We start from the raw sequence: 12,092 nt of genomic DNA, 5'->3' as shown, positions 1-12,092 counted from the left end.
CTCCCCTTTTCTAAGTATCTGGTAATAGAATGACTTTTCGAATATTACAATACTGTATTAGCACAAGTGGAGATCTGTATTATAATAGATTTCATCATATATGAATTAAATCTTGTTGCTGTTTTACAAATTAGAAGCGGTTCCCATTCGATGAAAATCGGGGAAAAAGACGAAAAAAGAGCAGAGAATGACTATTCCCTACTCATCATTTCCTTATTCTCTTTTGTCAAAAAACACTGAATACCTCATCTTTTAATTGATTGATATTTACAGTCGAATTATTGAAAGCGTCAATCGCTGATTGCACACGTTCATTTTGATCATTTACCTGCTTTACTTTTTCTTGAAGTTTAGGTAAATGTGTGTCTTTCACTGCGATCATTTCATACAATTCTTTTTGAAGAGTTGTCAATTTTTCATAGGCAATAACGAATGTCGAATGTAGCGCATATCGGTCATCAAAAGCTTCTTTTAGTTGTTCCACTTTGCTTTTTTCTTGGCCTTCCAATGTTGATATGATCGGATCAAACTCCTTCAGCAACTTATGCGCTTCTTCCATTGAAGCTTTTTCTTGTTCAATTAGCTGGACCCTTTTCACAAGCATTTCTTCCATTTCCACAACTTTCATTAACAGCTGGTCATATTGCTTTTGCGTTAACCCCATAACATCATTAAAGAATTTTTGCTCTTTTGTTTCCATATCTATTAGAAGAACTTGCGTTTCATTATATTTTGTTTCCGCTTTATTCAGATCATTGATCACTGAAGACAACTCACTTTCAACTGATCGACCGAAACAACCAGATAAAATGAATGTTGACAAAATTAAGCAGTAAAATATTTTTTGTTTCACAGTCAAACCCCTCCAATTATGAATAAACTATAACGTTTCCATATCTTCAATTCAAGGTGCTTTCCCTATAGATGAAGCGGTGGACGAATAAATCAATGGGAATTTCTTTCACCCAATTTGCGATTGCATTATACTATTGTGTAAACGAACACTGTCGAAAGGAAGCGTAAACATGATTTTAATGAAAAACATCGTCAGAGAAGGTCATCCCGCTCTTCGAAAACGTGCGCAAGAAGTCCCTTTTCCACTCGCAAAAGAAGATCGTAAACTATGCGACGATTTACTTGAATATGTAAAAAACAGCCAAGACATCGAGCTAAGCGAACGGTATGGTCTGCGACCCGGAATTGGACTTGCTGCCCCGCAAGTTGATGAGTCCAAAAGAATTTTCGCTCTTCATATTCCTGAAACCGGAAAGGATCCCTTAAGCTTCGTTGCGATCAATCCGAAAATCATAAGTCATTCTGTCGAAAAAACGTATTTAACGTCTGGCGAGGGCTGTCTATCCGTGGATCGGGACGTAGAGGGCTATGTTCCCCGTTATGCACGGATTACGATAAAAGCTTATGATACGGATGGGAAAGAGTTCAAAAAAAGGTTAAAAGGACTTCCGGCCATTGCATTTCAACATGAGCTTGATCACTTGAACGGTATTATGTTTTTTGATCATATCGACAAAAAAAGTCCATTCAAGGACATTCCAAATGCGATTCCATTTGATCGAGACTGACAGCTTCTTGACAGATAATTCAAAAAAGGCTATAATATATTTAGGGAGTGATATAGCCATGTATAAACGCCTGAAAAAAAAGTTATTAAAGCGTCTAAATGGCATTCTCGGTAAAAAAACAATAGCCTAAAACTAATCAGCTCACCATATGCATGGTGGGCTTTTCTTTATTTTAAGGAAATGTCGTGATATTATATAGAGAATGAAAATGATCGTTTGAAAAAGGAGCGCAAATCATGATTTACAAAATTTACTATCAAGAAAACATGCATCAAATTCCTGTCCGCGAAAATACAAAAAGCATGTACGTAGAAGCAGATTCGGAGAGAGCTGTTCGGAAGAAATTGAAAAGCCGCGGATATAATATTGAATTTATCCAATTAATTGAAGGCGAACACTTGGAATACGAACAGGCCGATCCGCATTTCGAGATTGAGAAGGTTTAACGAATGAGATCGATCAAAAACAATGAAACAGCCGTTTTCGCTTTAGGCGGACTAGGTGAAATCGGTAAAAATACGTACGGCGTACAATTTCAAGACGAAATTATTTTAATTGACGCTGGTATTAAATTTCCCGAGGATGAGCTACTAGGAATTGACTACGTCATTCCAGACTATTCATACCTCGAACGCAATGCAGATAAAATTAAAGGTCTTTTTATCACTCATGGACATGAAGATCATATTGGCGGTATTCCCTACTTACTGCGGAAAATAAACGTGCCGATTTACGGTGGAAAACTTGCACTCGGTCTTCTTCGCAATAAGCTCGAGGAGCATGGGTTGCTTAGAACAACGAAAATGATCCCGATTCAAGAAGACGATGTGATTAAGTTTCGGAAAACTTCCGTCTCTTTTTTCCGTACAACACATAGTATTCCCGATGCCTTTGGTGTAGTCGTTAAAACGCCTTCTGGCAATATTGTTCACACAGGAGATTTCAAGTTTGACTTTACACCTGTTGGAGAACCAGCCAACTTAACTAAAATGGCGAAAATCGGAAATGACGGTGTCCTTTGCTTATTAAGCGACAGTACGAATGCCGAAATTCCAAACTTTACGATGTCGGAAAGAAAAGTAGGTGAAAGCCTAAATGATATCTTCCGTAAAGTACAAGGTAGAATTATATTTGCGACGTTTGCTTCTAATATACACAGACTTCAGCAAGTCATTGAAGCTGCACTCACTTACAATCGTAAAATTGCTGTTTTCGGCCGCAGTATGGACAATGCCATTACGATTGGTCGCGAGCTCGGGTATATTGATGCACCAAAAGAGCTTTTTGTCGATTCTCAGTCGCTCAATCGATTGCCTGCGAATGAAGTCATGATCCTTTGCACAGGAAGCCAGGGCGAACCAATGGCAGCACTTTCTAGAATCGCAAATGGTACGCACCGCCAAGTTCAAATACAACCCGGCGATACCGTTATTTTTTCTTCTTCACCAATACCAGGAAATACACTTAGTGTAAACAAGACGATTAACGCTTTGTTCCGTGCGGGTGCAGAGGTCTTACACGGGTCATTAAACAATATCCATACATCTGGGCATGGTTCTCAAGAAGAGCAAAAGCTCATGCTCCGTTTGATGAGGCCAAAATTCTTTATGCCGATCCACGGAGAATATCGCATGTTGAAAATGCACTCAAATCTAGCCGTTGATTGTGATGTTCCGAGGGAAAATACCTTTATTATGGGCAATGGTGACATCTTGGCCTTGACCCAAGATGAGGCTAGACTTTCTGGTCGTATTCCATCCGGTGATGTGTATATTGACGGGAGTGGAATTGGAGATATCGGAAATGTTGTATTGCGGGATCGACGAATTCTCTCTGAAGACGGGCTCGTCATTGTCGTCACGACAATTGATACAAAACGCAATAGAATTGTTTCCGGTCCTGATATCATTTCACGTGGATTTGTTTATATGCGTGAATCAGGATCGATGATTTATGAAGCACAGCAAATGCTATCCAGACAAATTCAAAAAAGACTTTCCAATGGAAATACTGAACTTCCTGGCTTAAAAAATGATATGATCGATGAACTCGTTCCTTATCTATATGAAAAAACAAAACGAAAACCAATGATTCTGCCGGTTGTAATGGAAGTATAAGAAAATCCCGCAAAATGCGCATAAAACGCATTTGCGGGATTTTTTCAATGTAATGCTTTCTTTTCGAATTGGTGTATATCCAAATCGGAGCCAATGACGATTAGTACATCGTCTAATTGGATTTTTTCAATCGCTTGAGGAGAGACAAGAATTTGATTGCCCCGTTTAATTGCTACAATATTCACACCATATTTAGCTCGGATATCTAAGTCAATTAATGTATAGCCCGCCAGCATTTCATTGGCCCTGATTTCAACAATCGAATATTCATCCGACAACTCTAAATAATCAAGTATATTATTTGAAAGTAAATTATTAGCAATTCGAATACCCATATCGCGTTCTGGATGGACGACTTGATCTGCTCCTATTTTTTGTAACACCTTGGCATGATAATCACTTTGTGCTTTTACGGTGATTCGCTCCACACCAATCTCTTTTAACATGAGCGTTGTCAGTATGCTCGCCTGGATATTTTCACCAATTGCAACAACGACATGATCAAAATTTCTTATGCCGAGTGAACGTAGAGCAGACTCATCCGTCGTATCGGCTGTCACTGCTTGCGTTGCAATGGATGCATATTCGTCCACTCTTTCGGCTGAAATATCAATTGCCATCACATCGGCACCTAGTTCAACAAGTTCTTTTACAATACTCCCACCGAAACGGCCGAGTCCGATGACGACAAATTCTTTTTTCATTACGACCTCTCCCCTATCCCCATCATAGATGCGATTAGTGTATCATATCGTTTCCTGCACCTCAATTGTAGGCAGATCTTTTCCTAGTTTACGGAAATTCCTCTTCTTTACCTGGGGGTCCTTCCATTGTTGAAAGAAAAAACCCGAAGCATTAGACTTCGGGATCATCATTACTCTGTTGCTTTTTTCATTTCATCTAATACACGATTCACTCGTTTTTCGAGCATTTTCATACCGCCGCCACCAGCTTGGAAATGACGAAGCTGTCCGTCTTTGTCGAAGACATAATAGGCCGGTACATATTGATTATCGAATTTGTCTGTCAGCTTCGCTTCACTATCTACAAAAATTGGTTGTGTAATATCATGCTCCGCTGCAACAGCTTTAATCTGTTCTAAATCTAGATCATCTTCCGAACGTGGCATATGAATCGCAACGACATTTAAGTCTTCTTTAAAACGGTCACGGAAGTCATTGACGTCTGGCATCGCTTCTTTACAAAGGTGGCAGCTCACTGACCAAAAATGGAATAATGTTGGCTTTTCTCCAACTAAATCTGCTTTTGCTTTTTCACCATTTAACCATGTAGTTGCGCCATCAAGTTCTGGCATTGGTTCGCGTAATTTCATGCTATTTCCTCCTCGTTTTGAAAAAAATCCCCACAGCACAATTTTGCGTGGGGATTTGAACTGTTAAAGTTGAATCTAATTATAGAGTTTTCTGACCTGGTCTCCAGTTTGCCGGGCAAAGTCCGCCAGTTTGAAGTGCTTGAAGAACGCGAAGCGTTTCGTCTACATCACGGCCAATATTGTTGTGGAAAACCGTTTGATATTGTAATTCACCTTCAGGGTTGATAATGAATAGACCACGAAGTGCGATACCTTCTTCTTCAATTAAAACACCATAGTCTTTTGAAACTTGGTGATTTGTATCCGCTGCTAGTGGGTATTTCAACTGCTCAAGTCCATTATCTTTACGGTCTGTATTGATCCAAGCTAAGTGTGTGTGAATTGTATCTGTAGATACACCGATAATTTCTGCATCAAGATCTTCGAACTCATCATAACGGTCAGACATTGCTGTAATTTCCGTTGGACATACGAACGTGAAGTCCATTGGATAGAAGAACAATACTGTCCATTTGTCATTTTTCATGTTTTCTTCCAAGCTCACTTTACCAAAAGACTTATCAGCTAGAACCGCGTCCATTGAGAATGCTGGAGCTTGTTTACCTACCATACGTGCTACTACCATTAGAAAACCCCTCCAAAAAAATTTCTATTAACTAGGATAACCATCCTGTACAATCCTTATCCAGAATAACAAATGGCCCTCTATAATTCAAACAGAGAGCTCGTAAAAAGGTCAAATATCGGCAATTATGGCGAATTAATGACAGAAAACTTAATTCTTTAAATTCGTTATTATTAAGGAATGAGTATTGTACTATTCTTCACACTTGGAAGGCTTTTCAGGTCTTCCTAAACAATATTCACAAGTGGGATCTGAGCAAGATTCCTCCCGCCATTCATCACACACTTTGCAATATAAAGAATCATATTCGTCATGATAGTGCAGCTTTTCGAGGCATACGTGACAATGGTTGAATAACTCGGACCGTTCAATCATTTTGCCATTTTTCAATAGAAATGTTCCCTCAATCGTTTTAGATTCATCGATATCGGCAAGGGAACCCAAGTATTCTTCAAAGTTTTTCACTATCCATTTACGATCATCTGGATCCAAATAAAAAACCTTTTTCTCCCCCATACGTAATCCCCCTTTTTTTAATCAATTATACCACGGGCTTCATCGTATACCATTTGCAAACTTCTATTTTCAGCGCAATGTTTCAATTCAATTTTGTAATTTAATGTTGAAAAAAAGGGGTTGATTTCCATTTGGGATTTTGTATAATTAAAAAGGTTTAAAGTAAACTTAAAGTATAGTAATAATAAACATCGGTTCTCTTATACTAAAGGAGAGATGGTATGCAAATAGGCAGTAAAATTAAAAGCCTTCGTTTAAAGAAAGGTCTCACGCAGGAAGAGCTTGGAGAGCGAACAGATTTAACAAAAGGTTATATTTCACAATTAGAGCGTGAGTTAAACTCACCATCTATTGAAACCTTATTCTCCTTACTTGAGGTGCTAGGGACAACGCCAAAAGAATTTTTTGATGAGCCTAAGAAAAATCTGAAAGTCGTCTATACCCCAGATGAGCAAACAACCTATACGGACGATGAATTAAAATACAGCATTCGATGGCTCGTCCCACGATCCAATGAAAATGAAATGGAGCCTGTTTTCATCACATTTTCTTCCGAAGGAGAATTCAAAAGATTTGAACCATCGCTAGCTGAAACATTCATCTATGTATTAAAAGGCAAAATCGAAATTGAGATTGGCGATACAACTTGGTTAGCTGTTGAAGGAAATGCTTGTTATTATGAGGCATCCGAAAGCCACCGGATTTTTAATGCACATAGCGGAACGAGTAAATTTATACTCGTAGCTACTGAATCGTACTTGTAACAACTACTATTAAGGAGGGTCATCCATGACAGCCCAACCGATCATTCGTTTTGAAAATGTAACTAAAAAATATCAAGAAGATACAACTATTTTGAATGGTGTTTCTTTTGAAATGGAGCGCGGAAAATTTTATACGCTGCTCGGACCTTCCGGCTGTGGAAAAACGACTATTCTTAGACTCATTGCGGGCTTTACTGAGCCTACTGAAGGTGCCATTTATTTTAATGGGAAAAAAATTAATGAAGTTCCTGCCAATGAGCGCCAAGTGAACACAGTGTTTCAAGATTATGCACTATTCCCTCACTTAAACGTTTATGAAAACATCGCTTTCGGTCTTCGTATTAAAAAAGTGAAAAAAAATGAAATTGACCGCCGCGTACGTGAAGCATTAAAATTCGTCAACTTAGAGGGCTATGAACAGCGCGAAATAGCCGAGATGTCAGGCGGACAACGACAGCGCGTTGCCATCGCACGAGCGATCATTAATGATCCCGAAGTCATTTTACTAGACGAGCCGTTATCTGCGTTGGATTTAAAACTTCGTTCAGAAATGCAATATGAGCTGCGGGAATTGCAGCAGCGACTTGGAAAAACTTTTGTCTTTGTAACGCATGACCAAGAAGAAGCGCTTGCCATGTCCGATGAAATATTCGTGGTGAATGCCGGGGAAATTCAACAGTCCGGTACACCGCTAGATATTTACGATGAACCGATTAATCGTTTTGTTGCAGATTTTATCGGAGAATCGAATATCGTTTCGGGCACGATGATTGAAGACTATGTCGTTCAATTTACGGGGAAAACTTTTGAATGCGTCGATGCTGGCCTTAATCCAAATGAAAAAGTAGACATTGTCATTCGTCCAGAAGACTTGGAGTTAACAGCGGTCAATAAAGGGAAAATTAACGTTACAGTTGATACGCAACTATTCCGCGGCGTTCATTATGAACTCTCTACGTATGATGAAGACGGCAACGAGTGGCTCGTCCATTCAACAAAAAAAGCGGAAGTCGGCACCAAAGTTGGGCTCGACTTTGAACCAACGGACATTCACGTCATGCGTCTGAATGAAACGGAAGAGGAATTTGATGCAAGACTTGAGGCATATGAGGTTTCTGCCCATGAACAATAAGCCGCTTCGTTCGATTTATTTGATCCCGTATACGGCGTGGGTCCTATTATTTGTCATAGCCCCCATTGCGCTAATTGTCTATTATTCATTTTTTGATTTAACAGGTCAGTTTACGCTCAGCAACTATGCAAACTTTTTCTCATCGGTCTATTTAAAACTAACGATTAGCTCGTTCTGGTACGCCTTTCTAATTACGCTATTTTCACTGCTTGTTGCTTATCCAACGGCTTACTTTTTAACGAAGACGAGACATAAACAGCTTTGGTTACTGCTTATTATCATCCCATCTTGGATCAATTTACTGCTTAAAACGTATGCGTTTATCGGATTGATGGGATTATATGGACCGCTTAATGCCTTTCTAGAGACGATTGGAATCGGCAAACAGCAAATTTTGTTCACAGATTTTAGTTTTGTTTTTGTTTCCGTCTATATCTTTATTCCTTTCATGATATTGCCGATCTTTAACGCGCTTGACAAGTTAAACCCTGCGCTCATTGACGCATCCCGGGATCTCGGGGCAAATGCTTGGACGACATTTAGACGGGTAATTTTACCGTTAACGATGAATGGTGTGAAATCTGGGATTCAAGTTGTTTTTATTCCTGCGTTGTCGTTATTCATGATCACTCGACTAATTGCAGGTAACAAAGTCATTACACTTGGTACAGCGATTGAGCAGCAATTTCTTGTTACTCAAAACTGGGGCATGGGCTCAACGATTGCTGTTTTCCTAACCCTATTCATGTTTCTTATTATGATCATTACTAGTGGAGGCGAAAGGGGGACGACTAAAGTTGGAAAAGTTAAGTAAGCTTCCAAAGATCTATTTGGCGGTCGTCTTCATGATTTTATATGCGCCAATCTTTTATTTAATTTATTACTCCTTCAACTCCGGCGGCGGGATGTCGAATTTTGAGAATTTTACTTTGGAGCATTACGCGGCTGTTTTTGAAGATAAGCGGTTAATCGTCATTACACTTAATACAATTATCATTGCGTTGCTTTCTGCCCTCTTATCAACCGTAGTCGGTGTGCTGGGTGCATTAGCGATTTACTTTATGAAGAACAAATCGATGCGCAAAGCAGTACTATCATTAAACAATATTTTAATCGTTAGTCCAGATGTCATTATCGGTGCATCATTCCTTATTTTATTTACAATTGCAGGGGTTAAGCTTGGGTTTACATCGGTATTACTTTCGCATATTGCATTTAGTATCCCAATCGTCGTCATTATGGTTTTACCGAAGCTATTTGAAATGAGCCCAACTTTAATTGACGCGGCGCTTGACCTCGGTGCAACGAAGCGAGATGTCTTAACACGTGTTATTATTCCATTTATTAAACCAGGTATTTTTGCTGGATTCTTCCTCGCTCTCACGTATTCGCTAGATGATTTTGCCGTCACATTTTTTGTCACTGGGAACGGATTTTCAACACTTTCCGTTGAAATTTATTCAATGGCACGTACCGGCATTACCCTTACGATCAATGCATTATCAGGTCTAATTTTTGTTGTCACGGTCCTTATTGTTCTCGGTTATTATGCAATTAGCCGCAAAGCTAAAGCACCGCTTGCGGAGGTGAAAAGATGAAAGACTTAATCCGTGGAGTCATTCTGATCGTCATCATTTCATTTGTTTTAATGGTCATTAATTCAAAGCTTGGTGAAGGCGGAAGCCGATCGAGTAAGGATTCCATTACTGTCTATAATTGGGGCGAATACATCGATCCTGATCTGCTTAAGCAATTTGAACAAGAAACTGGCATCAAAGTGATATATGAAACATTTGATTCAAATGAAGGAATGATGGGGAAAATTGAGCAAGGTGGAACGTCTTACGACATCTCGATGCCTTCCGAATACATGGTTGAAATGATGGCAGAAAAAGATCTCCTTCTTCCGATTGATTATGATAAAGTGCCGAATATCCAAAACATCGATCCCTATTTTTTAGATTTGCCGTTTGATCCCAAAAATAAATACTCGATTCCTTATTTTTGGGGAACGCTTGGGATTGCGTTTAACCCAACGCTACTAGAAGGACAAACATTTGAAAGTTGGGATAGTCTGTGGGATCCGTCTCTTAAAGGACGTGTGGTTCTCGTCGATAGTGCACGTGAAACAATTGGTATGGGATTAAATTCGCTAGGGTATTCATTAAATTCAACTGATTTACGTGAGCTGCGGCAGGCGACAGATAAACTTAATACACTTATTCCGAATGTGAAAGCCGTCATTGGTGATGAAGTGACGCAGTTAATGGTGAACAACGAAGCGGCAATCTCACTTACATGGTCTGGGCAGGCTGCGGACATGATGTATGAAAATGAAGACATTGACTACATTGTGCCAGAAGAAGGATCGAATTTATGGTTTGATAATATGGTCATTCCACGCACAGCCAAAAATATCGATGGTGCACATGCCTTCATCAATTTCATGCTCGATGCTGAAGTTGCTGCACAAAATGCGGACTATGTAGGCTATTCAACGCCTAACGAAGCGGCTTTAACATTAATGGATCCCGAGGTCATTGAAGACGAACGTTTTTACCCGGATGAGGAAACTCGGAGTCACTTAGAAGTATATAAAAACTTGGGACTTGAAATGCTCGGTATTTACAATGAATTGTTTTTAGAAGTTAAAATGAATATGAATTGATAAGATTCCTCCGTTATTTATGCGGAGGAATCTTTTTGATCTTTTAAAAGCTCCTGAAGATGTAATCCTAAAAATGCTGTGCTAAAATATTTAGTATTACGAAGTTTTGATTGGGGGTGAAAATTTGGCAGAAAAGACGAATCAATTTGCTTTATACATATTAATGTTTAATATGTTTATCGCGATGGCAGGGATTGGACTCATCATCCCTATTATGCCGGAATACTTAGCAACTTTTGGTGTTGCTGGACAAGCACTTGGTTTTTTAATTGCCATTTTTTCATTTGCACAATTTATTTTTTCTCCATTCGCTGGTGAATTATCCGATCGGCACGGAAGAAAGAAAATTATTATTATCGGGTTAGTCATCTTTGGATTTTCTCAACTTGCTTTTAGCTTGGCAACACATCTTTGGATGCTTTACATTGCCCGATTTTTTTCCGGTCTTGGTGCAGCGTTTATCGTCCCTCCTCTTATGGCTTTTGTTGCAGATATTACAACATTGGAAACGAGAGGACGCGGCATGGGATTATTAGGCGCTTCGATGTCGCTAGGCTTTATGATTGGGCCGGGGATTGGCGGATTCCTATCAAAAATCAGCCTGTTGTTTCCATTCTATTTCGCGACTGCGGCTGCTTTATTTGCTGCGCTGCTTTCTTTATGGATTTTACCGAATCCGAAGCCTGACGTGTCTAAACAAGCGATGAAACAAAAAAGCGAAAATCTCTTACAACAGCTTAAACGATCAACAAAAACGACTTACTTCGTTGTACTTATCGTGATGTTCGTCTTTTCATTCGGGCTAGCGAACTTCCAAGCAACGATTGCTTTATATGTCGATCATAAATATGGTTATACACCTTCTCAAATTGCCATCTTAATTACTGTCGGTGGATTTATTGGGGTTATCGTTCAAACGTTTGTCATTAATCCGTTGTTTAAACGATTTGGTGAAATGCGGGTCATTCTTGTGAATTTAGTCATTGCAGCCTTTTCAATGTTAGGCATCTTATTTGTCGATGCATTTTTATCCATTTTATTTGTTGCTGCTATTTTTTCAACCGCGACTTCTCTATTACGCCCTGCCGTCAATACATTAGTCTCAAAGCTTGCGGGACAAGAGCAAGGATTTGCGGCTGGTATGATGAATGCCTATATGAGCTTAGGGAATATGGTAGGTCCTGCACTCGCTGGAATCATTTTTGATCTGAACATTACGTATCCTTATATTCTTGGCACTCTTATTTTACTCATTTGCTTTGGCATCGCATCTGTTTGGGCAAAACAAAATGTTGGATTGTTAGCGACAATTAGAACAGAATAAAAGCTGGGGTTGTCCTAGAAGTGCCTAGCT

General features: G+C 39.3%; 14 protein-coding genes. 9 read left to right on the top strand and 5 right to left on the bottom strand.

The genetic code is table 11. The features are described 5' to 3' along the window. Nucleotides 1–226: 226 nt before the first annotated feature. Complete coding sequence (locus AU377_RS12065) at nt 227–853, bottom strand: YkyA family protein (RefSeq protein ID WP_067408016.1); 627 nt, start codon at nt 851–853, stop codon at nt 227–229. Between the two features lie 172 nt (nt 854–1,025). On the opposite strand from AU377_RS12065, the gene def reads away from it, so the two are divergent. From def to AU377_RS12050, 3 genes are all read left to right on the top strand, one after another. Beyond that, complete coding sequence (gene def, locus AU377_RS12060; protein WP_067408015.1) at nt 1,026–1,583, top strand: peptide deformylase; 558 nt, start codon at nt 1,026–1,028, stop codon at nt 1,581–1,583. A 236-nt stretch (nt 1,584–1,819) separates the two neighbouring features. Next, on the top strand, nt 1,820–2,029 hold the full coding sequence (locus AU377_RS12055) for a DNA-dependent RNA polymerase subunit epsilon (RefSeq protein WP_067408014.1): 210 nt from the start codon (nt 1,820–1,822) through the stop codon (nt 2,027–2,029). A 3-nt stretch (nt 2,030–2,032) separates the two neighbouring features. Further along, entirely contained in the window at nt 2,033–3,700 is a 1,668-nt protein-coding gene (locus AU377_RS12050; RefSeq protein ID WP_067408013.1) for a ribonuclease J, read from the top strand. 44 nt (nt 3,701–3,744) lie between these two features. Here the strand turns inward: AU377_RS12050 and AU377_RS12045 are convergent, their stop codons facing one another. The 4 genes from AU377_RS12045 to AU377_RS12030 form a co-directional block, all read right to left on the bottom strand. Beyond that, a complete protein-coding gene (locus AU377_RS12045; RefSeq protein WP_067408012.1) occupies nt 3,745–4,404 on the bottom strand; it encodes a TrkA family potassium uptake protein in 660 nt (219 codons plus the stop codon). Nucleotides 4,405–4,574: 170 nt separating this feature from the next. Further along, nucleotides 4,575–5,033, bottom strand: coding sequence for a redoxin domain-containing protein (locus AU377_RS12040; RefSeq protein WP_067408011.1), 459 nt, complete (start codon nt 5,031–5,033; stop codon nt 4,575–4,577). A 79-nt stretch (nt 5,034–5,112) separates the two neighbouring features. Further along, a complete protein-coding gene (locus tag AU377_RS12035; RefSeq protein ID WP_067408010.1) occupies nt 5,113–5,658 on the bottom strand; it encodes a peroxiredoxin in 546 nt (181 codons plus the stop codon). A 192-nt stretch (nt 5,659–5,850) separates the two neighbouring features. Further along, nucleotides 5,851–6,174: a hypothetical protein gene (locus AU377_RS12030; RefSeq protein ID WP_172794062.1), complete on the bottom strand. Its 324-nt coding sequence runs from the start codon at nt 6,172–6,174 to the stop codon at nt 5,851–5,853. Nucleotides 6,175–6,395: 221 nt separating this feature from the next. Between AU377_RS12030 and AU377_RS12025 the strand changes: the two genes are divergently transcribed. The 6 genes from AU377_RS12025 (at nt 6,396) to AU377_RS12000 (ending at nt 12,062) form a co-directional block, all read left to right on the top strand. Next, nucleotides 6,396–6,938, top strand: coding sequence for a helix-turn-helix domain-containing protein (locus tag AU377_RS12025; RefSeq protein ID WP_067408009.1), 543 nt, complete (start codon nt 6,396–6,398; stop codon nt 6,936–6,938). A 25-nt stretch (nt 6,939–6,963) separates the two neighbouring features. Next, complete coding sequence (locus AU377_RS12020) at nt 6,964–8,070, top strand: ABC transporter ATP-binding protein (protein ID WP_067408008.1); 1,107 nt, start codon at nt 6,964–6,966, stop codon at nt 8,068–8,070. Next, nucleotides 8,060–8,884, top strand: a complete 825-nt coding sequence (locus AU377_RS12015) for an ABC transporter permease (protein WP_067408007.1) — start codon at nt 8,060–8,062, stop codon at nt 8,882–8,884. Before AU377_RS12020 ends, AU377_RS12015 begins: the two co-directional genes overlap by 11 nt. Further along, nucleotides 8,868–9,668 (top strand): ABC transporter permease, encoded by an 801-nt coding sequence (locus AU377_RS12010; protein ID WP_067408006.1) that lies wholly within the window; start codon nt 8,868–8,870, stop codon nt 9,666–9,668. Before AU377_RS12015 ends, AU377_RS12010 begins: the two co-directional genes overlap by 17 nt. Continuing rightward, nucleotides 9,665–10,738, top strand: coding sequence for a PotD/PotF family extracellular solute-binding protein (locus AU377_RS12005; protein WP_067408005.1), 1,074 nt, complete (start codon nt 9,665–9,667; stop codon nt 10,736–10,738). The genes AU377_RS12010 and AU377_RS12005 overlap by 4 nt, the downstream gene beginning before the upstream one ends. Nucleotides 10,739–10,862: 124 nt before the next feature. Further along, the gene (locus AU377_RS12000) at nt 10,863–12,062 is read left to right on the top strand and encodes an MFS transporter (RefSeq protein ID WP_067408004.1); all 1,200 of its coding nucleotides are present in this window, start codon (nt 10,863–10,865) and stop codon (nt 12,060–12,062) included. Nucleotides 12,063–12,092: the final 30 nt, after the last annotated feature.

Source organism: Sporosarcina sp. HYO08 (genome assembly GCF_001563475.1).
Classification (GTDB): Bacteria; Bacillota; Bacilli; order Bacillales_A; family Planococcaceae; genus Sporosarcina.
The sequence above is the reverse complement of the archived record's forward strand: the minus strand, read 5'-3'. Positions and strand labels throughout refer to the sequence as shown.

Excerpts from the sequence above, each read along its gene's own strand:
- def (WP_067408015.1), top strand. The coding sequence starts at position 1,026 with ATGATTTTAATGAAAAACATCGTCAGAGAAGGTCATCCCGCTCTTCGA.
- AU377_RS12055 (WP_067408014.1), top strand. The coding sequence starts at position 1,820 with ATGATTTACAAAATTTACTATCAAGAAAACATGCATCAAATTCCTGTC.
- AU377_RS12050 (WP_067408013.1), top strand. The coding sequence starts at position 2,033 with ATGAGATCGATCAAAAACAATGAAACAGCCGTTTTCGCTTTAGGCGGA.
- AU377_RS12045 (WP_067408012.1), bottom strand. The coding sequence starts at position 4,404 with ATGAAAAAAGAATTTGTCGTCATCGGACTCGGCCGTTTCGGTGGGAGT.
- AU377_RS12040 (WP_067408011.1), bottom strand. The coding sequence starts at position 5,033 with ATGAAATTACGCGAACCAATGCCAGAACTTGATGGCGCAACTACATGG.
- AU377_RS12035 (WP_067408010.1), bottom strand. The coding sequence starts at position 5,658 with ATGGTAGTAGCACGTATGGTAGGTAAACAAGCTCCAGCATTCTCAATG.
- AU377_RS12030 (WP_172794062.1), bottom strand. The coding sequence starts at position 6,174 with ATGGGGGAGAAAAAGGTTTTTTATTTGGATCCAGATGATCGTAAATGG.
- AU377_RS12025 (WP_067408009.1), top strand. The coding sequence starts at position 6,396 with ATGCAAATAGGCAGTAAAATTAAAAGCCTTCGTTTAAAGAAAGGTCTC.
- AU377_RS12020 (WP_067408008.1), top strand. The coding sequence starts at position 6,964 with ATGACAGCCCAACCGATCATTCGTTTTGAAAATGTAACTAAAAAATAT.
- AU377_RS12015 (WP_067408007.1), top strand. The coding sequence starts at position 8,060 with ATGAACAATAAGCCGCTTCGTTCGATTTATTTGATCCCGTATACGGCG.
- AU377_RS12005 (WP_067408005.1), top strand. The coding sequence starts at position 9,665 with ATGAAAGACTTAATCCGTGGAGTCATTCTGATCGTCATCATTTCATTT.